The sequence below is a fragment of the Dolichospermum planctonicum genome (assembly GCF_005402965.1).
In the GTDB taxonomy this organism is placed as follows: domain Bacteria; phylum Cyanobacteriota; class Cyanobacteriia; order Cyanobacteriales; family Nostocaceae; genus Dolichospermum; species Dolichospermum planctonicum.
Map to the genome: position 1 here is coordinate 48,984 of NZ_BJCF01000017.1, position 21,332 is coordinate 70,315.

22 protein-coding genes are annotated in these 21,332 nt (G+C 39.1%); 7 read left to right on the forward strand and 15 right to left on the reverse strand.

Annotated features, from left to right (window positions below):
* Positions 1-133: 133 nt before the first annotated feature.
* From FFO06_RS09565 to psbD, 3 genes are all read right to left on the reverse strand, one after another.
* On the reverse strand, positions 134-1,123 hold the full coding sequence (locus FFO06_RS09565) for a hypothetical protein (RefSeq protein ID WP_137907835.1): 990 nt from the start codon (positions 1,121-1,123) through the stop codon (positions 134-136).
* Between the two features lie 182 nt (positions 1,124-1,305).
* Entirely contained in the window at positions 1,306-2,688 is a 1,383-nt protein-coding gene (psbC, locus tag FFO06_RS09570) for a photosystem II reaction center protein CP43 (protein WP_137907836.1), read from the reverse strand.
* Positions 2,672-3,727: a photosystem II D2 protein (photosystem q(a) protein) gene (psbD, locus tag FFO06_RS09575; RefSeq protein WP_137907837.1), complete on the reverse strand. Its 1,056-nt coding sequence runs from the start codon at positions 3,725-3,727 to the stop codon at positions 2,672-2,674. Before psbD ends, psbC begins: the two co-directional genes overlap by 17 nt.
* Before the next feature lie 467 nt (positions 3,728-4,194).
* Between psbD and FFO06_RS09580 the strand changes: the two genes are divergently transcribed.
* From FFO06_RS09580 to FFO06_RS09590, 3 genes are all read left to right on the forward strand, one after another.
* Positions 4,195-4,764: a photosystem I assembly protein Ycf4 gene (locus FFO06_RS09580; RefSeq protein ID WP_028082775.1), complete on the forward strand. Its 570-nt coding sequence runs from the start codon at positions 4,195-4,197 to the stop codon at positions 4,762-4,764.
* A gap of 330 nt (positions 4,765-5,094) precedes the next feature.
* Positions 5,095-5,847, forward strand: coding sequence for a peptidylprolyl isomerase (locus FFO06_RS09585; RefSeq protein WP_137907838.1), 753 nt, complete (start codon positions 5,095-5,097; stop codon positions 5,845-5,847).
* A gap of 134 nt (positions 5,848-5,981) precedes the next feature.
* On the forward strand, positions 5,982-7,127 hold the full coding sequence (locus FFO06_RS09590) for a beta-ketoacyl-ACP synthase (protein WP_137907859.1): 1,146 nt from the start codon (positions 5,982-5,984) through the stop codon (positions 7,125-7,127).
* A 50-nt stretch (positions 7,128-7,177) separates the two neighbouring features.
* Here FFO06_RS09590 and FFO06_RS09595 read toward each other — a convergent pair whose 3' ends face one another.
* The gene (locus tag FFO06_RS09595; RefSeq protein WP_137907839.1) at positions 7,178-7,489 is read right to left on the reverse strand and encodes a hypothetical protein; all 312 of its coding nucleotides are present in this window, start codon (positions 7,487-7,489) and stop codon (positions 7,178-7,180) included.
* Positions 7,490-7,638: 149 nt separating this feature from the next.
* Here FFO06_RS09595 and FFO06_RS09600 point away from each other — a divergent pair, with 149 nt between their 5' ends.
* On the forward strand, positions 7,639-8,466 hold the full coding sequence (locus FFO06_RS09600; RefSeq protein ID WP_137907840.1) for a class I SAM-dependent methyltransferase: 828 nt from the start codon (positions 7,639-7,641) through the stop codon (positions 8,464-8,466).
* A 53-nt stretch (positions 8,467-8,519) separates the two neighbouring features.
* Here FFO06_RS09600 and gcvH read toward each other — a convergent pair whose 3' ends face one another.
* Together gcvH and gcvT are read right to left on the reverse strand one after the other, a co-directional pair.
* Positions 8,520-8,909: a glycine cleavage system protein GcvH gene (gene gcvH / locus FFO06_RS09605; RefSeq protein ID WP_137907841.1), complete on the reverse strand. Its 390-nt coding sequence runs from the start codon at positions 8,907-8,909 to the stop codon at positions 8,520-8,522.
* 120 nt (positions 8,910-9,029) lie between these two features.
* Positions 9,030-10,166, reverse strand: coding sequence for a glycine cleavage system aminomethyltransferase GcvT (gene gcvT, locus FFO06_RS09610; RefSeq protein ID WP_137907842.1), 1,137 nt, complete (start codon positions 10,164-10,166; stop codon positions 9,030-9,032).
* A gap of 274 nt (positions 10,167-10,440) precedes the next feature.
* Between gcvT and FFO06_RS09615 the strand changes: the two genes are divergently transcribed.
* Positions 10,441-10,938, forward strand: coding sequence for a pentapeptide repeat-containing protein (locus tag FFO06_RS09615; protein WP_137907860.1), 498 nt, complete (start codon positions 10,441-10,443; stop codon positions 10,936-10,938).
* 85 nt (positions 10,939-11,023) lie between these two features.
* Here FFO06_RS09615 and FFO06_RS09620 read toward each other — a convergent pair whose 3' ends face one another.
* The gene (locus tag FFO06_RS09620) at positions 11,024-11,842 is read right to left on the reverse strand and encodes an alpha/beta fold hydrolase (RefSeq protein WP_137907861.1); all 819 of its coding nucleotides are present in this window, start codon (positions 11,840-11,842) and stop codon (positions 11,024-11,026) included.
* Positions 11,843-11,930: 88 nt separating this feature from the next.
* Positions 11,931-12,398, reverse strand: a complete 468-nt coding sequence (locus FFO06_RS09625) for an NUDIX domain-containing protein (protein WP_370539384.1) — start codon at positions 12,396-12,398, stop codon at positions 11,931-11,933.
* Between the two features lie 263 nt (positions 12,399-12,661).
* Here FFO06_RS09625 and FFO06_RS22700 point away from each other — a divergent pair, with 263 nt between their 5' ends.
* Complete coding sequence (locus FFO06_RS22700) at positions 12,662-12,835, forward strand: Asl3888 family RNA-binding protein (RefSeq protein WP_165790207.1); 174 nt, start codon at positions 12,662-12,664, stop codon at positions 12,833-12,835.
* Positions 12,836-12,996: 161 nt separating this feature from the next.
* Here the strand turns inward: FFO06_RS22700 and argH are convergent, their stop codons facing one another.
* From argH to trmD, 7 genes are all read right to left on the reverse strand, one after another.
* Entirely contained in the window at positions 12,997-14,385 is a 1,389-nt protein-coding gene (gene argH, locus FFO06_RS09630; protein ID WP_137907844.1) for an argininosuccinate lyase, read from the reverse strand.
* A 250-nt stretch (positions 14,386-14,635) separates the two neighbouring features.
* The gene (larB, locus tag FFO06_RS09635) at positions 14,636-15,421 is read right to left on the reverse strand and encodes a nickel pincer cofactor biosynthesis protein LarB (protein WP_137907845.1); all 786 of its coding nucleotides are present in this window, start codon (positions 15,419-15,421) and stop codon (positions 14,636-14,638) included.
* Between the two features lie 57 nt (positions 15,422-15,478).
* A complete protein-coding gene (locus FFO06_RS09640) occupies positions 15,479-17,263 on the reverse strand; it encodes an ABC transporter substrate-binding protein (protein WP_137907846.1) in 1,785 nt (594 codons plus the stop codon).
* Positions 17,264-17,288: 25 nt separating this feature from the next.
* Positions 17,289-17,924: a PIN domain-containing protein gene (locus FFO06_RS09645; protein ID WP_137907847.1), complete on the reverse strand. Its 636-nt coding sequence runs from the start codon at positions 17,922-17,924 to the stop codon at positions 17,289-17,291.
* Between the two features lie 35 nt (positions 17,925-17,959).
* Positions 17,960-18,496, reverse strand: a complete 537-nt coding sequence (locus tag FFO06_RS09650) for a hypothetical protein (RefSeq protein WP_137907848.1) — start codon at positions 18,494-18,496, stop codon at positions 17,960-17,962.
* A 26-nt stretch (positions 18,497-18,522) separates the two neighbouring features.
* Positions 18,523-19,005, reverse strand: coding sequence for a 2-C-methyl-D-erythritol 2,4-cyclodiphosphate synthase (ispF, locus tag FFO06_RS09655; protein WP_137907849.1), 483 nt, complete (start codon positions 19,003-19,005; stop codon positions 18,523-18,525).
* Positions 19,006-19,128: 123 nt separating this feature from the next.
* Positions 19,129-19,839 (reverse strand): tRNA (guanosine(37)-N1)-methyltransferase TrmD, encoded by a 711-nt coding sequence (gene trmD / locus FFO06_RS09665; protein ID WP_137907851.1) that lies wholly within the window; start codon positions 19,837-19,839, stop codon positions 19,129-19,131.
* A 551-nt stretch (positions 19,840-20,390) separates the two neighbouring features.
* Between trmD and FFO06_RS09670 the strand changes: the two genes are divergently transcribed.
* A complete protein-coding gene (locus tag FFO06_RS09670; protein WP_028090521.1) occupies positions 20,391-21,254 on the forward strand; it encodes a cyanophycinase in 864 nt (287 codons plus the stop codon).
* Positions 21,255-21,332: the final 78 nt, after the last annotated feature.

Below are 21,332 nucleotides of genomic sequence, written 5' to 3' on the forward strand. Positions count from 1 at the left end.
TATATCTCAGCATAAAATCCAAGTTAATTTAATTATAGCAAGTGACAATTCAGATTTTTTTAGGGTGTATCAAATCTGATAAGTCTGTAATAATAAACAGATTTTAAACAACTGACACACCCTAAATCTTTATCTAAAATTGATAAGAAACACCAAGAGAAAAAACAGGATAAATATTCAACCAATTAAGGTCATCCTGTACTTTTTTCCTTTCTGCTTCGATGTCAGTATTAATTTGCTGTTGTAAAGCGGGTGTTGCACCTGTACCAAATCCAGGTGTTATTTCTACTTTTGGAGATCCGGCAAACATTACACCCAAATTTGTGGAAAATCCCCAACGTTTACCAGGTTTCACGGCATTACCCCAACCAATACCAATATACGGTGCGACACTATTGCCAAAAGAAACCTTGGTTTTCACTGATGTCAGTTGAGTTGTGGAGTCATAGTTTTGATCATTGATATTAATTGTTACACCATTCTTGGGTTTCCCAGTTCCTTCTATATTATTGTCCTGAAATACCAAGCCTCCAGTCAAACGGAAACCACCATTTTTCCAAGGATGGTAGTCAGCGAGGGTGGATATATTTAACAGGTTGAGATCGGCTTTATAATCAACATCAGACAAGTTAATATCTCTACTTATACCTAAGCCATTAACCCCAACTTTAGCATTAATATTAGGTGTAATAGATTTGGTGACTGTTGCACCCACACCTAATGTACTAATTTCTGGTGTGATTGCCCAACCGCGAGTTTTTGCAGAAGTTTCACTCTTTTCCTCCGTAGGTTTAGGTTTAACTTCCTCTGGTTTTGTTACTGGTGTGGTGACAGGTTGATTAGTACAGCGGGAATTTAAAGGGTAATTTTTACAAAATACATCTAAATCCAGTGGTCTTCTGGCCAGTAAATCACCAGCACTGTAAGTGAAAGTTCCTGCTTGAGGAGGAGTCTCAGTTTTTTCAGGAGTAATTGATGTGGCAATAACCTCATTTGTGACTACTGGCTGGATGACTGATTCTGCAACAACTTCTTTAGCAATGACCATCTGATTGATTGATGTTCCCATGACTAAACCAACCGCGACTGTCAATACAGACGTACCGAATTTGAAACCGTTCATTATCTGATGTTTAGTAAAATTTATTTGTTACGTTACATATTATATCAAATGTTTAAAATACCAAAAAAAATATGAAAAAAATATAAAAAAAATATGAAAAAAATATAAAAAAAGCTCTTGCTGTGACACAAGAGCTATAAAAAGTATGATATTGTCAGTGATGAAATAGAGATGAAAACAACCTAGTCGAGGTCATTCATAAACATCACTGGTTCTGTTTCCCGGTTAATACCTTTCTCGAAACCACCAGAAGCAGCGCGGGCGCGGCCTGCGTGCCACAAGTGACCAACAAGGAAGAAGAATCCTAAAACGAAGTGTGAACAAGCTAACCAAGCGCGTGGAGACACATAGTTAAAGGAGTTAATTTCGGTAGCCACACCACCTACGGAGTTCAAAGAACCCAGTGGGGCGTGTGTCATGTATTCAGCAGCACGACGAGCTTGCCAAGGCTGAATGTCGTTCTTGATTTTTTCCAAGTCCAGACCGTTAGGACCACGGAGAGGCTCTAACCAAGGTCCTTTGAAATCCCAGAAACGCATGGTTTCACCACCGAAGATGATTTCTCCTGTAGGAGAGCGCATCAAGTATTTACCTAGACCGGTAGGACCTTGAGCAGAACCGACGTTAGCACCTAAGCGTTGGTCACGAATCAAGAAGGTTAAAGCTTGTGCTTGAGAAGCTTCAGGACCAGTAGGACCGAAGAATTCGCTAGGGTATGCAGTGTTGTTATACCAAACCATGACGGAAGCGATAAAGCCCATCATAGAAAGAGCGCCTAAGCTATAGGAAAGGTAAGCTTCACCAGACCAGATAAAAGCACGACGCGCCCAAGCAAAAGGCTTGGTGAAGATATGCCAAATACCACCGGAAATACAAATTAAAGCAATCCAGATGTGACCGCCAATAACATCTTCCATGTTATCAACGCTGATAATCCAGCCTTCGCCACCGAAGGGAGCTTTCAAAAGATAACCGAAGATAATAGCTGGGTTGAGTGTGGGGTTAGTAATCACACGCACATCACCACCACCTGGAGCCCAGGTATCATAAACTCCACCGAAGAACATAGCCTTCAGCACCAACAACAACGCACCACAGCCTAAGATAATCAGGTGGAAGCCGATGATGTTGGTCATCTTGTTCTTGTCTTTCCAGTCGTAACCAAAGAAAGAAGAATATTCTTCTAAGGTTTCAGGACCGCGAACGGCATGATAAATACCACCAAAACCTAAAACGGCCGAGGAAATAAGGTGAAGTACACCGGAGACGAAATAGGGGAAGGTGTCAATAACTTCACCACCCGCACCAACGCCCCAACCAAGTGTGGCGAGGTGAGGGAGAAGAATCAAGCCCTGTTCGTACATGGGCTTTTCGGGAACGAAGTGAGCAACTTCAAATAAGGTCATTGCTCCAGCCCAGAAGACAATCAAACCAGCATGGGCTACGTGAGCGCCAAGTAGTTTACCAGATAAGTTGATTAAACGGGCGTTACCAGACCACCAAGCGAAACCGCTGGATTCTTGGTCGCGTCCACCACTAATGACTCTATTAGAGAGCGTTACCACGTGGTAATACCTCCTCGGGGAATATAAATTGTTCGTGGGGTTGATCTTGAGGAGCCATCCAAGCGCGGATACCCTCATTCAGTAAAATGTTTTTGGTATAGAAAGTTTCAAACTCTGGGTCTTCTGCTGCCCGTAATTCTTGGGAAACGAAGTCATAAGCCCGCAAGTTTAATGCTAAACCCACAATACCAACTGCACTCATCCACAAGCCTGTAACTGGTACAAACAACATGAAGAAGTGTAACCAACGTTTGTTGGAGAAAGCAATCCCGAAAATCTGTGACCAGAAACGGTTTGCTGTCACCATGGAGTAGGTTTCTTCAGCTTGGGTAGGATTAAAGGCGCGGAAGGTGTTTGAGCCTTCACCGTCTTCAAATAGGGTGTTTTCTACTGTTGCACCATGAATGGCACAAAGTAAAGCTCCACCTAAGATACCTGCTACACCCATCATGTGGAAGGGGTTGAGGGTCCAGTTATGGAAACCTTGGAGAAATAGGAGGAAACGGAAGATTGCTGCTACTCCGAAGCTGGGGGCAAAGAACCAGCTAGATTGTCCTAAAGGATACATCAGGAAAACGCTGACGAATACGGCGATAGGGCCGGAGAAAGCTAGGGCGTTATAGGGACGAAGACCTACGAGACGGGCAATTTCAAATTGACGTAACATGAAGCCAATGAGAGCAAAAGCACCGTGGAGGGCGACGAAAGGCCACAACCCACCGAGTTGACACCAACGGGTGAAGTCACCTTGGGCTTCTGGTCCCCACAGGAACAATAGGGAATGTCCCATGCTATCTGCGGGTGTGGATACTGCTACTGTCAAGAAGTTAGCTCCTTCTAGGTAGGAGGATGCTAGTCCGTGGGTGTACCAGGAGGTGATGAAGGTTGTACCGGTGAGCCAACCGCCGATTGACAGGAAGGCGCAGGGGAATAGTAATATTCCTGACCAACCTACGAATACAAAGCGATCGCGCTTTAACCAGTCGTCTAATACGTCAAACCACCCTCTACTGGGGGCGCGTCCAACTGCGATGGTCATTTGACTACAATCCTTGGTTTTTTACTAAAATTGCTACGTTTTTTAAGCTGTGTTCCGGCGATTCTACCAATTTATGGTAACTACCGTAAGAAATTCAACGTTTTTTCCAATCTCAGCAGCCTTTGAGAATGTGAGATTGTGAGAACTGACTACTTAAAAAAGTCATCACTTCTTTAGAATTATGTCATGTTCAGCCACCATTAACCAGTAATCTGGGTTTTGTTAGCTTAATGATTCTTAACTTATCACATTCACCGGGGTTTGCGCTGGATACGGGCAAGAAAATTAAATATTTACTATCTCCAATCCTATCAATATCAGAATTTTAACAATTTGACACAAGTTTTCTCAGAATCAGAAGACAGAAAAAATTCTCCCTTATCCCCCAAAGCCCATAATATCCTTGATAACTTGCAATTAAGACGGCTTGAGTGTCAAACTTGAGAAAGATAGTCCAAGGTAGTTTCATGACGGTATCAACAACGATTAACAAAGGCGAGAACCTTCTCTATCAAAAGGTTCTGGGTTCACGTCGGTTCAGCAACTACTGGTGGGCAACTATTGTTACTATGGGAGCCAGTGGTTTTTTCTTAGCTAGTATCTCCAGTTATCTCAAGGTTAATTTACTCATAGTTACTGATCCCACCCAACTGATATTTGTCCCTCAAGGATTGGTGATGGGATTATACGGTGCTGCTGGCTTGCTATTAGCCTTATATCTGTGGCTGGTGATCTTATGGGATTTAGGCGGCGGCTATAATGAGTTCAATCGGGAAACGGGGAAATTAAAAATCTTTCGCTGGGGTTTTCCGGGGAAAAACCGTGAAATCCAAATTGACGGACGTATCCAAGATGTACAATCCGTGCGTATTGTGATTAAGGAAGGTCTTAATCCTCAACGCGCTTTGTATCTCCGGCTTAAGGGTAGACGGGATATTCCCCTCACCAGAGTGGGTCAACCCTTGTCTTTGGCTGATTTGGAAACTCAAGGTGCCCAATTAGCTCGTTTTTTGGGAGTATCCTTAGAAGGACTCTAGAAATTTTGGATTTTGGATTTTGGATTGCTGATCAATCAATAATGATCATGCTCGATCTGATCAGAGTTGTTTTCACGGTTTAAAATCCAAAATTCCACATTTCTGCCAGAAAAGATCGGATGCTTTGAGGATTTACGCAAAACTGAAGGAAAGTAGAGGTAATTCATGTAGCAAGATCCCGCAGGATATTACCCCTACCGAGGAATAGGTTTTTAAGTTTTTTTAGTCCACTGAGGTACGCGGTTCATTCCTGATTCCTGTACCTAAGTAGGATAGGAAATGCTATATATCTTCCGTAAGTCCTAACTTTGATTGATTCAGTCACTAACAATGCAATTAAAATTTCCACAATTTTTTGTAGCTTGGTTGATTATTTTTGCTTTGACTTTGGGAGGATGTACGAGCGGTATAGAATCTTCTAATACATCCCCAACTTCAACAGCTACTACAAGCACAGAAACAGTATCAAAAACTACTAATGAGAGTATTCCCAGTATCAAAGATTTACCACGGCTCGAAGGTAAAGCTACAGTGGTGATGACAGTGAATGGCGCACCAATTACGATTGAATTAGATGGCATAAATGCGCCAATTACTGCGGGTAATTTCGTGGATTTAGTGCAAAAAGGTGTTTATGATGGTTTAGTATTTCATCGCGTTGTCCGTGATCCTCAACCTTTTGTCGCTCAAGGTGGAGATCCACAAAGCAAAGACCCGAAATTTCCTGCCAATAGACTGGGAACAGGTGGTTATATTGATGCTAAAACTGGGAGTGAGCGCCGTATACCTTTAGAAATTAAGCCCAAAGGCGCAAATGAGCCTATTTACAGTCAGACAATTACTGAGAAGCCAGAGTTACAGCATAAGCAAGGATCGATCGCTATGGCCCGATCACAAATGCCTGATTCTGCTTCTTCTCAATTCTACTTCGCTTTAGCAGATTTATCATTTTTGGATGGTAATTATGCTGTATTCGGTAATGTAACTGAAGGCTTTGATGTAGTTAATAACATTAAACAAGGCGATCGCATTGAGTCGGCAAAAGTCACCCAGGGTGCGGAAAATCTGAAAAGTCCTGAGTAGTCATTGGTCATTAGTCAGTGGGAAACATCATTGATAATTGGATTTTATTCCCCATTTTTCAAGTATTCCCACTGCTGACTTGTCACTTGTGAATTTTGACATCAAATCTCAAATCTCAAATCTCAAATCTCAAATTGGTTAAGGTTGTTGTTACTGGTATTGGTTTAGTTTCTGCTTTAGGCAAAAATCTGGAAGATAGTTGGCAAAATCTACTAATTGCTAAAACTGGGATTAAATTACATCAACTATTTCCAGAATTGGGGGTGATTCCTTTAGGCTTAATTGCTGAAAAACCTACGACGTTAAGCGCCATAACGGAAATAGTTGTGACATCAGCTTTACAAGATGCCCAATTAGTACCGCCTTTACCTGATTGTGCTGTAGTCATTGGTTCTAGTCGTGGTTATCAAGCGTCCTGGGAAATGATGGCGCAAAACATACATGAACAAGCGGGAGGAGCAAATTTAGACAATTGGTTAAACACTTTACCCCAAATGAATGCGATCGCTGTGGCCCGACAAATAGGAGCATCAGGGGCAATTCTAGCACCAATGGGCGCTTGTGCAACAGGAATTTGGGCGATCGCTCAAGCTGCTATGTTAATTAAAAGCGGTGAGTATCAAATAGCGATAGCTGGTGCAGTAGAAGCAGCTATTACACCTCTAACAATTGCCGGATTTCAGCAAATGGGGGCTTTAGGGAAAACAGGAGCATATCCCTTTGATTTATACCGGGAAGGCTTAGTATTAGGTGAAGGTGGTGCTGTATTTATCCTCGAATCTGGGGAGTTGGCAAGTCAACGTCAAACCAAGGTTTATGGGGAAATATTAGGTTTTGGCTTGACAGCGGACGCATATCATGGTATATCTCCAGAACCAGAGGGCAAAAGTGCTATGGTCGCAATTAAGCAATGTTTAGAACGTAGTCAGATGACAGCAGCAGCTATAGACTACATTCATACCCATGGTACAGCTACCCAATTAAATGACCGCATGGAAAGTAAAATTATCCAAAGTTTATTTCCAGCAAAATTAGCAATTAGTTCTACTAAAGGTAGCACAGGTCACACATTGGGAGCATCGGGGGCTTTAGGTGTAGCGTTTTCACTAATGGCATTGCGGAATAATATATTACCTCCCTGTGTAGGACTTCAGCAACCAGAATTTAATTTAAACTTGATTAGATCAGCACAAGAAAGTAAAATTAAGAATGTTCTGTGTTTTAGCTTTGGTTTTGGTGGACAAAATGCTGTTATAGCTTTAGGAAATCTGAAAACCTGATATTCTACTAGTGAGATTTTTTTAGCTGATTAATTACTGTATATTACCAGTTAATGGCGATCGCGTTTTAAATTAAAAATAACTTTTTCTAAATACCACTTGGTTGATTTACCTGGATGCTTATTTTGTTCATGTCTCAAAAGTCTTTCTGCAGTTACATTATCTGATTGTAATAGCATTAATAATTGTTTCCAAAGCCTTTTTTCTGCACTTCCAAAAGTGAAACGATTGGGATCTAATTTTCCGGTTTTTTGAGCCTTAGATATACGCCGTTTTTGGCTACGAATTACAGATATTGCAAAAAACAAGGCCGTTATTATTAGAATTAGCCAAAGGGATAAAATCAAGGTGTACATATTCAAGGAAATTAGTATAATTAATTACAAAATATAGGAATTATCTAAATATATACATCCGTAAATATTCTGATTTTATTTAGCTTAAAATTAGACAATCAAGCCAGAAATTCCCGACTTACTTAAATTTATTAAAGTTAACTTAAGGATAAGTTATGAAAGAATTTAAAATACTTAAAAACTTATATTCTCAAGATTTAGAAACCAGAAAAAATTGGTATTCCAACGTAGCAGAAGCTTATAATAAATTCAGACCTTGCTATCCAGAAGAAATTATTAATGGTGCTATAGAAATAGCTCAAATTTCCCCAAAAGCTAATATCCTAGAATTAGGTTGTGGACCAGGAAACGCAACTTTAGCATTTGCTAAATTAGGCTTTTCTATGATTTGTCTAGAACCGAGTTTAGCAGCTTGTCATTTAGCAAGAAAAAACTGTGAAATGTACCCACAGGTAGAAATTCAGCAGACCACTTTTGAAGAATGGGAACTAGAACCTGGAAAATTTGATGCTGTTTTAGCAGCAACTTCTTTTCATTGGATTAATCCTAAATCTGGTAATATCAGAATTGCAGAAGCTTTAAAAAACGACGGTGCTTTAATTTTGCTTTGGAATATGACTCCCCAACCAGAATATGAAATATATCAAATTTTCCGGGAAATTTATCAAAAGTATGCTCCATTTTTAGATAGGTACGAAGATATAAAAACTCAAAAACAGATAGTTGAAAAATTAGGACAAATAGCTATTAATTCAGGTAAATTTAAAAATCTAGTTTCTGAACAAATAGTATGTAAAGCTAATTATTATATTGATGATTTTCTACTACTTTTAAGCACTTATACACCTTACCTAAAACTAGATATAGAAACCAGAAGTTGTTTATTTACAGAATTAAGAAAAAAGATAGAAAACAACTTAAGAGGAAATATTCAAATCACTTATATCTCAGCCTTTCAGGTTGCTAAAAAAGCTGAGATATAGTTTAACTGATACCATTCCTCTTGATTTTCCGGAATGTATAAATGTGAAACTACTTACATACCCTCTACCAAAGTCTGATATTGTTCTGCTGTAAGAGAGTCCTCTATTTCAGCAGCATCATTAGCGCGCACTTTAATGAACCAGCCTTCGCCATAGGGATCATCCGCTACTTGTTCTGGAGCGTTTATTAAAGCTTCATTACGTTCTATGACTGTGCCACTAACAGGTGAATTAAGTGTTTCCACGGCTTTTACGGATTCAATAGTACCAAAGGTATCTCCCTTGGTAATAGTATCACCAATGTCTGGTAGTTCTAAAAAGACAATATCACCCAATTGTTCTATAGCAAACTGAGTAATACCGATAGTAGCAATGTCGTCATCCAGACGAACATATTCATGGGAATCTAAGTATCGCAAATTCTGGGGATATTCAGAAGACATATCACTTTCTCTTCAATATTAAAACAATAGTGTGACGAGCGTAACCTAAACTCATTATTCCTCAAAAACCTCAAAGATTATACTATATTCCTGTACTTGACTGAAGTGGGAAATGCTATATCACTTAATAACACGATTTTTTGAGCGATAAAATGGGCGTTTCACAACTACAGCGGGGTAAGCTTTACCGCGAATTTCCACTTCTAGCTGTTGTTTGACCGTTGCTAACTGACTGGGAACATAGGCCAAAGCTATGGGATAACCAAGTGTCAGGGATAGAGTACCACTTGTTACTTCTCCTACGACTTTACCCAGTGATAATACATGGTAGCCGTGACGGGGAATATTCCGTCCTTCCGTTTGTAAACCTACGAGTTTACGCGGTACTCCTTCGGCTTTTTGCTGTATTAAAACTTCCCTTCCTATAAAATAACCTTTAGTATCTAAATGTACTAACCAACCTAAACCAGCCTCTAGAGGTGTAATGGTATCATCAATGTCTTGTCCATAAAGTGCCATTGCAGCTTCTAAGCGCAGGGTGTCTCTACAACCAAGTCCACAGGGAACAACACCAACATTATATAGATTTTGCCACAAGTCTATACCCACAGCGGAATCTACCATGACCTCAAAACCATCTTCTCCTGTATAACCTGTCCGAGCGAGAAATGCGTATTTTCCGAAAATGGTTGTTTCTAAATGTCCAAAAGCCTTAATTGCTGATAAATCGTCTGTGACTAAAGATTGAAGATGATTAGTAGCTGTTGGACCTTGAACAGCAATTAAAATTTTATCCCGTGAAAGGTCTTGAAATTCAACTGTATTTGTATCAAGATGCGCTAATATCCATGTTTTATCTTTATCAGTGGTTGCAGCGTTGACGATAATTACAACCTTTTGCGTATCAAAACTGTCTGCACCTTGGTAGTAAATAATGATGTCGTCAATAATTCCACCTTGATGGTTTAGTAAAACGGTATATTGTGCTTGTCCAGGTTGTAAACGAGTTAAATCTGAAGGAACTAAATACTCAAGTTGGGAAATCAGGTTCTGACCTTGGAGGATAAATTTACCCATGTGAGAAATATCGAACATTCCCGCCGTATTTCTAACACTGTGGTGTTCTTCTATGATACTACTATATTGTATGGGCATTTCCCAGCCACCAAAGCTGGTAAATTTGGCTTTAAGTTCTACACCCATTTGATATAAAGGGGTTCGCGCTAGAGATTGGTTTGTATTTTCTGGATTAGCCACAGGTAGGTAGTTATATTTACGTGGAATAGGAATTCAAAAATTTATACATGAAAGACCTGAAAACTTGACTCCTTTATTAAACCTCTCCCCGTGGAGAGGAGAGACTCAGAACCTTTCAAACCCAGTTTTTAGTCAAAAGCAAGTAGAGTTTCTCACTATTTTGAGTATATCTATCCTAGTGGACAGCTTCTAATTTAGCAGAGAATTACTTCTGACTCCTTCCTGCGGTTTAATGATTAATAGTGGAATTGTTGAGATTTATTAAGCAAAGATGATCAAGTATCGCCCAATATTGGCTAGTATGATTTTAGCCTTGGTGTTGTTTGTTTTCCCTTTATCAGCCCAAGCTGCAAGTTCTTCTAATGTTACTAGTTTTAACATGAATCAGGGAGTCGCGGGAAAGGACTATTCTGGTCAAAGTTTAATTAGAACTGAGTTTACAAATGTGAAATTAGGGAATAGTAACTTTAGTAATGCTGATTTGCGGGGTGCTGTTTTTAATGGTTCTTTATTAGAAGGTGCAAATTTACATGGCATTGATTTTACTGAAGGTATTTCCTATTTAACAAGATTTAAAACCGCTGATTTAAGTGATGCTGTGTTGAAAGATGCAATGATGTTGCGTTCTACCTTTGATGATGTTAATATTACTGGTGCTGATTTTACCAATGCAATTTTAGATATGGTACAGGTGAAAAAACTCTGTATTAACGCCAGTGGTGTAAATTCTAAAACAGGTGTAGATACTCGTCAATCTTTAGGATGTAAATAAATATACTTATCCCCTTCACTACGGAGAAGGGGTTTTCAGAAAAACTTAGTAATTCTAAATTTTAGTAATTCTAAATTATGGTTCTTCAGTATTGACTAATACTGATAAAATCCCAAATAGCTTCGGCCACAACATCAGGACAAGATTCTGGTAAATTACTTTCTCCATGGGTAATATTATGTAACTTAATATTGGGAATTAGTCGAGCATAAGTATTACTTCTAGATATAGCAATGGCGGTATCTTCACCATTTTGTAAAATTAAACAGGGAACTTTAATATTAGGCAGGTGTTTTTCTAAAAATTCTGCTTCTATTTCTGGTTTTTTGCGGTTAAAAAGTAAGTGAGAGGCTGTAGGGTAATCTAACAAAGTTTTTCTTAATTCTAAATCCTTAGTGATTTTTTCTTCCCAACCAATCAATTTAATTAAAGGAATAATTAAGCGTAAAAATTTAATTACCCATGGTGGACAATTCAATAAGCACCGTCTTTTTTCCCAATACTGTTTTTGTCCTTCTGCTGCTACACCCTCCGGGGATAACAGTATCAAACCATATATTTGTTCTGGATATTTTACAGCATAACTAGCAGCAATCCAACCTCCTAAAGAATTACCAACTAAATAGACTTTTTCTAATTTTAAAGCCTCTAAAAAATCAGCTAAACACTCCACTTGTAAATCTATAGAATGGTGAATATTAGGATTTGCTGATTCACCAAAACCTAATAAATCTAGTGCAAAACAATGGATACCCTCCGCTATTGATTCCATTGTTGATACCCATTCGCTACCATCATTCCATGCACCATGCAGAAAAACCACGGGTATTCCATTACCAACCTCGCGCCAGAATAATATCCCTTGAGAAAGTTTTCTGCGGGAGTTGCGAAATAAAATATTCATTTTAATACTCATTTACTCATTTTTGTAATTCCTAATTAATAGACTTTGGATTTAATTTTCAAACCCAAAATCTTCAATTTTCCATCTTTTACGCAAGAGTTGTTAAGCCATTTAAATAGTCTTGTAACTGACGAGAATGATCATGAGACATATCTGGTTGTGGTAGAGAACTAAGGGGAAAAGCTTGGATTTCCATAACTTCTAAATTATCTTTTATGGCCATTTTTCCTGCGACTTCGGCTTCCACAACAATACAGATAGAATGAATACGAGGATCACGATCTGGTGACGAGTAAACTCCCACTAAACGGCGAATTTCGACTAATTCTAGCCCCGTTTCCTCCATTAACTCCCGACAGACTGCATGGGGAACATCTTCTCCCCAATCCACCATACCACCCGGTAATGACCAACAACCATCATCCTTTCTTCTAATTAACACAATTTGACCATCAGGTAAAATAGGGATAATGCTTGTACCTGTAATGGGATGGCGAAATATAATACCCAGTATAGTTTGCCCAAAGTGCCATAAGCTACGTGTGGACTGAATCATTGACTTAAAAAAAATAAGAATGTTCAAAGTTCAAATTCCCTCATTATATTTTAGAACAAGAAACCCGTCCAGAACTACCTATTACCTATCACTTACCCAAATTTAGCTTGACATCAGACTTTTTAATAAGATATAATGGTATGCTGTTCAAAGTGTATTGATTGCAGCACTAGGCTAAAAAAGTATATCAATAATATCGGTAGCTAATATGGCCTAAGTCATGCCTAGATGCCATTTTTTTGTTGTTTATTCATGAGGTGAATATGGCAAAGCGCCGTAACCCGAAGAAAGAGAAGGCGCTACGAAACCAGGCCTACGCCAGAAAGTTTCGTAAACGGACTACTACAGGTAGAATGGGCAGAAGATTCCAGCAAAGATCGCCCAAGAGTGAAGAGGACGAAGGCACAGGGGCAGCAGCAATGGACGCTGCTGATTAATGTATCTGGTTAAATTTTACTCTTTCATATTTTGAATTTTTGGGGTGTACACTAGTACACCCTTACTTGTGTGATTAGTCAGTAGTGCGTTGTTCGTTGTCATTTGTCAAAAGTGAATTACCAATTACCAATTACCCATTACCAATTCCCTGAATTGAAAATTATTTTCCGCTGAGTTGAGTCCGGGCATTAATAATAGCCTCTCTAACTTGAACAAACCCTGTGCCTCCATAGCTATTGCGGGCTGCAACAACTTGACGAGGGGCTATAGCTTCATAAATATCCGCTGCAAAGGCAGGATGAATTTCTTGCCACTCTTCTAACTGCAAATCTTTAAGTAGTTTATCGGCAGCAATACTGGTTTTCACGACTTTACCAACAATATTATAAGCTTCTCGGAAGGGTACACCACGGGCAGCGAGATAATCTGCAACATCTGTAGCATTAGCAAAGTCCTCTGTAACCGCTGTTGCTAATCGCTGATGACGAAATTCTAAACCTTCTTGCAGTAAAATTGTCATTGCCTCTAAACAGGCTTTAACTGTGTTCACGCTGTCAAAGATACCTTCTTTGTCTTCCTGTAGGTCTTTGTTATAAGCCAGTGGTAAACCCTTCATAATCACTAACATGGCTTGCAAATGACCAAATACCCGCCCTGTTTTCCCTCTGACTAATTCTGGTACGTCGGGGTTTTTCTTTTGGGGCATAATGCTAGAACCTGTAGCACAGCTATCTTTAAGGGTGACAAAACGAAATTCTTCTGAAGCCCACAAAATCACTTCCTCGGAAAGACGGCTGAGGTGAACCATGATTATACTAGCAGCACAGAGAAATTCTATGGCAAAATCCCGATCGCTCACCCCGTCCAAGCTATTAGCATAAACGTGATCAAAATGCAATAAATTGGCTGTATAGTGGCGGTCAATAGGAAAAGTTGTTCCCGCTAAAGCCCCACAACCCAAAGGGGAGATATTCACTCGGCTATAAACGTCTGCTAACCGTTCCCAGTCCCGTTGTGCCATCTGAAAGTATGCTAGTAAATGATGTGCTAAACTCACGGGTTGGGCTCGTTGCAGGTGGGTATAACCAGGAATCAGCGTTTCTACATTTTTTTCGGCTATATCTAGTATAACCCCTTGAAACTCCCGCAATTGCTGGCGAATTTGTTGAATTTGATCACGGAGGTACAATCTAGTATCAGTACCTACTTGATCATTGCGAGAACGGGCTGTGTGTAGCTTTTTACCGACATCCCCGACAATTTCCGTTAGTCGCTTTTCTACAGCAAAATGCACATCTTCGGAGTCAATACCGGGCTGAAATTGTCCCTGGTGGTATTCTTGACGAATTTGTTCTAAACCTGTAAATAGTATTTCCCCTTCTTCATGGGAAATTATCCCCGTGTGAGCTAACATTTTAGCATGAGCTTGAGAACCAGTAATATCATATTCGATAAGTTCAATATCAAAACCTATACTGGCATTAAAGCGAGCGATCGCCGGATGTAGCGCGGACTCAAACCGCTGACTCCAAGTTTGTTTTTTGGTCATAAATCTGAAGAGAGGAAGAATGTGCTAATAGATATTAAATAGATATTAGAGGATGTTTCTAAAGTCTAAACTAATACATGATTTGGCCTTTGTAAACCTTGATTTTCCCTTATTTCCACTCAAGGAGGACTTTACTGGTGTAGTAGCGTTCCGCAGGTGAAAACAGGAATTTTATCACCAATTACCACTTACCTATTACCAGTCTCAACTAGATAACTAGCAACTTGGGTTATTTTACCTTGTTATCTGACTATGTTTCTGCTGTCAAGCGTAATTTTTCTGAAGTTCTTAAAATTTGTCCCGCTAAAACCGCTGCACCAAAGCCATTATCTATATTTACCACACCTATACCAGCAGCGCAAGAATTGAGCATTGTCAATAGAGGTGCTAAACCGGAAAAACTTGCACCATAACCAATACTAGTAGGAACAGCAATCACTGGACAATCTGCCAAACCAGCTACTACACTAGGTAAAGCCCCTTCCATACCTGCTACGACAATTAATACTGACGCTGATTCTAATAGGTGACGGTTACTGAGTAAACGGTGTATTCCCGCTACACCTACATCCCAAAGACGCTGTACAGAGAAACCAGAAAGTTCAGCAGTGACAGCCGCTTCTTCAGCAACAGCTAAATCAGCAGTACCAGCGGAAAGAATGCCGATTTTACCACGGAATTTGACTTCAATTACCGAGGGAACAATGGCACAGATTCGGGCTTGTTCATAATATTGTATACTTCTAACTTTTTTTTGAATTGCGGAATATACTTGAGGTTCTATACGAGTAGCCATGACTACAGAAGTCCGATGTCGCATTACCTCCATAATTTGAGCAATTTGTTCCGGTGTTTTACCAGGTCCCCAAATTACCTCCGGGAAACCGGTTCTTAATTGACGGTGGTGGTCTATTTTAGCAAACTCACCTACAGATTGATAGGCTAAATCTTTGAGGGAGTCGAAGGCTATCTCTGGGGTTATCTTACCATTAGCGACGGATTCTAAGAGCGATCGCAAATTTTCGGGTTGAGTCATGGGATTTTGGATTTTGGATTTTAGATTTTAGAGTTCTCTTATTCAGTCAACAGTTAACTATTTCGTAACTTTAATTTCATGAATATTCCAAAAAGCACCACCAAGAGCGGAAAATTGGATACCTTGAAACCGGTTCCGAATTCCTGACATAGCGTAGGAATTAACCAAATAAATAAAAGGTAAATATTCCTGGGTTAATTGCTGACTTTCCCAATAAATTTCTTTAACTTTCTCTTCATCAAATTCCTGCGCCCCTTGAATATAAAGATCATTAATTTTGATTTCCCAAGGTGTAACTTCTCTCCCTTCAATTGGTTTCTGTCCGGCTTGAGGTTTTTGATTAAACATATGTAAACCTCCTTCAGGTGACCACACATTTGCACCATCATTTGGTTCTAAACCCCCTGTTAAGCCTATTAAACAAGCATCCCAATCCAAAGTATTAGAAAGTTTGTCTATAAAGGTATTCCAAGCCAAAGGTGTGAAATCTACTTGAATACCGATTTTACTTAAATCCTGTTTAATTTGTGAACCCATTGATTCTCGAATTTTATTCCCAGCATTTGTTAATAATGCAAATCTCACCTCATTACCTTGATCATCTAGTAAGAGATTTTTGTCATTATATTTGAATCCGGCTTGTAGTAGTAATTGTTTAGCTTTATCGGGATTATATTTGTAAACCTTCAAGCCTTTTTCTGGTGGTAAAAAATAAGGACTTTGGACAGAAATAGGAGAATCTTGAGGTGTACCTAAACCACGAAAAGTATTATTTAACATGGTTTGTCTATCAATAGCATAGGCTACAGCCTGACGAAATTGGACATTATTAAACCATTTAGATTTAATAGGATCAACTAATGGCTTATCATTTCTTGTTCCCTTATTTAAATTAAAAGACATAAAGGAAGTAGTAGAACTAGGACCACCATTATATATTTTAAAGTTACCTTGTTTTTCTTGAACTTTTAATAGAGAAAAATAATCAGGGGAAACCCCAATAGCATCTAAATCTCCAGAGCGAAATTGGAGTAAAGCCGTATCAGTTGATTCGACAATTTGCCAAATTATCCGTTCAATATATGGTTGGGATTTACCTTGAACATCTTTACGCCAATAATAGGGGTTACGACGAAAAATTATCCGTTGACTTGTATCATATCTTTCCAGTTTGTAAGGTCCATTAACAATCAGTTCTTCAGGAGGAGTATCAACACCCCATTTACTTAAAAACTCTAGTTTACCATCTTTATTTTTGGTTTTGACTGATTTTTCTAAGATATGAGCAGGTAAAATAGACGATCCTGTACTCAGCAAAAAAGGTCTAAATGGTTCAGGTACACTAAATTCTACTCTCCTATTATCTATTTTTTTAACTGTTGGTAATTTGCGATCTTTCCCCACTCTTAAAACATCTCTAGTGTCTGTGGGTATGTCTTGATTTAGATAAATATCATTGTAGGTAAAGACGACATCATCAACTGTTAATGGTTCTCCATCTGACCATTTTAAACCTTCGCGCATGGTAAAGGTTATTTTGGTTTTATCTGGTGATATTTCCCAAGATTTGGCTAATGCTCCTTCTATTTTACCGTCAATGGGATTTTGGGTTAATAGTCCCTCATAAGTGTAACCAAAAATATTTGGTGATTCGGAACTCAACGCAGCATTAAATGTTTTTGGATCACTAAGAATACTGGTTACTAATTGGGGTACTTGAGCGGTACTGGTTTTTAATTTGGTTGGGTTACAAGCGGTAATTCCTATTGCTGTAAAAGCAATGATTGTTATTAGTAATAAAAACCGTTTTGTGTGATTGAGTATTATTTTAGTTAATGTCATAGTTTCGGTAATTAAATAATTATTTTTAAGTTAATGAACGAGAGTTAAACCAATCGAGAAAATGCTGTGTCATTGTAAAATATCTGATTCCAGCATTGCGTAAAGCATATTTAACTTCAGGTTTATCAAAGTCTTTAGTATTGTTGCTGATAAAAGCCTTTTCTTGCCTAGGAGATGTAGGTAAAGTAGCATGATGAATAATAGTCCGTAAAATCAAGTTATCCATGAGATCATTGTTAACTAACATTTGTCCTGGTTGAGTTAAAATTGCACTACAAGTATCTTGTAGTATATGATTTTCTAGATATATACACTTGCTCTTAGCTTGTTGTCTATCTATTGCTCTGGAAAGACGAGTATCTAAATCGTTCAATAAATAGTTATTATCAATAATTGCTTGGTCTAAATTAACTGCTAGAGATTGAGCATGATTAGAAGAAAGATCGCGTCTAGCTTCCCGTCTTCTTTCATTCATTATTTTTGTGAAATTTGTTATTGCTTGCTTTTTCTGTTTAAATACTGCCATGGCTTCAATATAACAAATATTTGGTATATATATTTGAATAGAAGGTGGAGGATTAAATAATAGTAAATCTGCTTGTGGATCTTGTCCTTCTGCAATGGACATTAAGAAATTAGTTTCTATGTAAAGTATTGTCACCTGGATTCACCTAATAATTAACGTTGATTCTAATTTTATTCATCCTGTGTATAAGTATCTCCATCTTTCATTTTTTCCAATAACCCAATTTTGGATAATTCTTTTGTTCCTGGAGGTATTTCTGATTTCCAATGATATGCTAAATCTCTTAACCAAGCTTCTATAAGTGTTCTCAAGTATAAATACAATATTTTGCTATTGCTAAATTCTGGTTCATAATGGCTAAGAATATCCGCAGAAAACAGAGAAATGACGGGATTTAAAAGGTGTTCACTGTTTGATTTAAAAATAGTTATGTTCTGTAGGTTAGCTGACATGGCAAAGCGAATATCTTTTTCGGCATTCTGTAAATACAATTGTGTAACTTCTGATAACAATTTTTTGGACTGTCTTTCTTGTAACTGAATATCAACTAATAATGCAATTTCTTGATTTTTGTCTACTACAATAATATCTGGTTGAGAAAGGGAAAATAATTTTTCTAATTCCGTAGGTGAATTAGACAAAGTATTTTTGAGACTAGAAATAAGCCTCATTTTAATTAGTTCTTCTGGTTTTTCTAAACTAAACATTCTCTTATTCTCCTATTAGTTATCAATTAATTACCACTTACCAACAAAACCACTGCATAAGCACAAATCCCTTCTTCCCTCCCCGTTGGTCCAAGTTTTTCATTAGTGGTAGCTTTGACACCAATTTGATTTGGTTCTACTGCTAAAACTGCTGCTAATGTATCCCGCATTGAATTAATATGAGGTTTTAATTTGGGACGTTCAGCAACTACAACAGAATCAATATTGCCGATTTTCCAACCTTGATCAAGAATTAGCTGATTGACCTGTTTTAATAATACAAGACTATCAGCCCCAGCCCATTGGGGATCTGTGGGGGGAAAATAATGACCAATATCCCCTAGAGATAATGCTCCCAACATTGCGTCTATAATTGCGTGAGTGAGAACATCAGCGTCACTGTGTCCTAACAAACCGAGTTCATGGGGAATGTGAATACCGCCTAAAATTAAATTGCGATCGCTCACCAATCTGTGTATATCGTAGCCATTACCAATTCTAATGTTCATAGTTAGTTGTTATTTGTTAATGGGGGAATCTTCTCCCTGTTACCTGTTACCCGTCGCCTGTCACCTGTCACCTGTTACCTGTCACCTGTTACCTGTCACCTGTTACCTGTCACCTGTCACCTGTTACCTGTCGCCTGTTCCCTGTTCCCTCTCTTCTTGCCATTTTTTCAGTAAATCGGGACGACGTAAAGCAGTACGTTCAATTTGTTGTTGAAAACGCCAACGGGCTATTTTACCATGATTACCACTTAGTAACACATCTGGAACTTTCCAACCGCGAAAATTAGCAGGACGAGTATACTGGGGAAAATCTAACAAACTTTCTTCAAAACTTTCAGTTTTGAGAGATTCCTCCTTACCTACAGTTCCCGGTAACAGACGCATCACGCCATTAATCAAAGCCATAGAAGGAATTTCGCCCCCAGTCAGGATAAAATCTCCTAAGGACACCTCACGAGTTACTAAATTTAGTACCCTTTCATCTACTCCTTCATAGTGACCACAGATGATAACTAATTGGTCGTAATTCGTGGCTAATTCGCGCAGCAAGGGCTGGTTAATCGTTTGTCCTTGGGGACTCATGAAAATCACATCTCGACGGGCTAGAATGGGCAAAGACTCCACAGCAGCAAAAATAGGTTCTGGCTTCATCAACATTCCCACCCCGCCGCCATAGGGTTCATCATCTACTTTGTGGTGCTTATCGGTGGTAAAATCTCTAGGGTTAGTCAGATGCACCTGAGCAATCTGTTTAGCTAAGGCCTTACCCAATAAACCAGAATGGAGAATTGAAGTAAAACAGTCAGGAAAAAGTGTAACTATATCAAAACGCACAGTAATTCGTATTTGATAGAACTAATCTTAGTGGTAGATACTGAGCAAACACAATAACTAATAGCTTAGACTGGCCTAAGCCATAGAAACGGCTAAAATCAAGAAAAAATCTACCAATAGTATCTAAAAGTACCATAACTTTTAGTTCTTTGGTGAAATCAAAAGTTTTTCTAATCACTGGATTTGTGTTTAAATTGTGTTTAAATATTCTCACCACTAAATTTAAGTTAATAATCCCACTAAAGTTAACAACTTCCGGGATGCATCCAGCCAGCCATGGCTACGCTATCAAAAGTAAGAGTGTCAAAACCTACTAAAGCCTAAATCTAGAAGGGAATTGTAGTTGGACTAAGACTATGAAAGCCCCATAGAAGTCGTAGATAGGTAAAAAACAATGGCACTGGCTATGAGAAAGACGGACATGATGTCATAGTTGAAGCCTCATGTCCGTCAAGCCGTGTCCTCTCACACCAAGCAAAAGGCGAAAATTAACAAGTACCAAACCTTGTTCAATTGACCTGAAGTTGTTGACTCCCTCAAGCACAAACACAATGCCGCAGTTAGAAGTTAAATCGCTGGAAATGAGGACACCCCAAGCAACTAAAACCGCCGTTATGGTTATCGGAGGCGCCGAAGATAAAGTTCATGGACGAGAAATTCTGAGAACTTTTTTTATTCGTGCTGGTGGTAACAAGGCGTATATTACAATAATTCCATCAGCCTCCCGGGAGCCTGCCATTATCGGTGGTAGGTATATCCGCATTTTTGAAGAAATGGGTGCGGAAAAGGTGGAAATTTTAGACATTCGTGAACGGGAACAATGTGAAAATCCTGAGATTAAAGCATCCCTCGAAGCCTGTAGTGGTGTCTTCTTGACAGGAGGAGACCAACTGCGCCTTTGTGGAGTCCTCTCCGATACACCAGCCATGGAAATTATCCGCCAACGGGTGAGAGCCGGACAACTGACTCTAGCAGGTACAAGTGCTGGAGCAGCTGTAATGGGCCATCACATGATCGCTGGCGGTGGGAGTGGTGAAACACCCAATCGTTCCCTGGTGGACATGGCAACCGGCTTAGGATTTATTCCTGAAGTGGTAGTTGACCAACATTTCCATAACCGGAATCGCATGGGACGACTTGTAAGTGCCATCGCCTCTCACCCTGATCGCTTAGGCATTGGTATTGATGAAGATACTTGTGCTGTGTTTGAACGGGATGGTTGGTTGCAAGTTATGGGTAAAGGTAGTGTTACTATTGTTGACCCCACAGAACTAACCCATACCAACGAACCTAATGTCAGTGCAAATGAACCATTGACTGTACATAATTTACGACTACATATCCTCAGTTACGGAGATCGCTTCCATCTTTACCAACGTACTGTTTTACCTGCTGTGCATCGCATCTCTAGCTAACGGGATAGAGTATCTAAAGTGACACTGACTTGACCGCGAATTGATTTCTTGCTGTCCCCAGATCCAGATTTAGATATG

Excerpts from the sequence above, each read along its gene's own strand:
- FFO06_RS09565 (WP_137907835.1), bottom strand. The coding sequence starts at position 1,123 with ATGAACGGTTTCAAATTCGGTACGTCTGTATTGACAGTCGCGGTTGGT.
- psbD (WP_137907837.1), bottom strand. The coding sequence starts at position 3,727 with ATGACCATCGCAGTTGGACGCGCCCCCAGTAGAGGGTGGTTTGACGTA.
- FFO06_RS09580 (WP_028082775.1), top strand. The coding sequence starts at position 4,195 with ATGACGGTATCAACAACGATTAACAAAGGCGAGAACCTTCTCTATCAA.
- FFO06_RS09585 (WP_137907838.1), top strand. The coding sequence starts at position 5,095 with ATGCAATTAAAATTTCCACAATTTTTTGTAGCTTGGTTGATTATTTTT.
- FFO06_RS09600 (WP_137907840.1), top strand. The coding sequence starts at position 7,639 with ATGAAAGAATTTAAAATACTTAAAAACTTATATTCTCAAGATTTAGAA.
- gcvH (WP_137907841.1), bottom strand. The coding sequence starts at position 8,909 with ATGTCTTCTGAATATCCCCAGAATTTGCGATACTTAGATTCCCATGAA.
- FFO06_RS09620 (WP_137907861.1), bottom strand. The coding sequence starts at position 11,842 with ATGAATATTTTATTTCGCAACTCCCGCAGAAAACTTTCTCAAGGGATA.
- FFO06_RS09625 (WP_370539384.1), bottom strand. The coding sequence starts at position 12,398 with ATGATTCAGTCCACACGTAGCTTATGGCACTTTGGGCAAACTATACTG.
- FFO06_RS22700 (WP_165790207.1), top strand. The coding sequence starts at position 12,662 with ATGGCAAAGCGCCGTAACCCGAAGAAAGAGAAGGCGCTACGAAACCAG.
- argH (WP_137907844.1), bottom strand. The coding sequence starts at position 14,385 with ATGACCAAAAAACAAACTTGGAGTCAGCGGTTTGAGTCCGCGCTACAT.
- larB (WP_137907845.1), bottom strand. The coding sequence starts at position 15,421 with ATGACTCAACCCGAAAATTTGCGATCGCTCTTAGAATCCGTCGCTAAT.
- FFO06_RS09640 (WP_137907846.1), bottom strand. The coding sequence starts at position 17,263 with ATGACATTAACTAAAATAATACTCAATCACACAAAACGGTTTTTATTA.
- FFO06_RS09650 (WP_137907848.1), bottom strand. The coding sequence starts at position 18,496 with ATGTTTAGTTTAGAAAAACCAGAAGAACTAATTAAAATGAGGCTTATT.
- ispF (WP_137907849.1), bottom strand. The coding sequence starts at position 19,005 with ATGAACATTAGAATTGGTAATGGCTACGATATACACAGATTGGTGAGC.
- FFO06_RS09670 (WP_028090521.1), top strand. The coding sequence starts at position 20,391 with ATGCCGCAGTTAGAAGTTAAATCGCTGGAAATGAGGACACCCCAAGCA.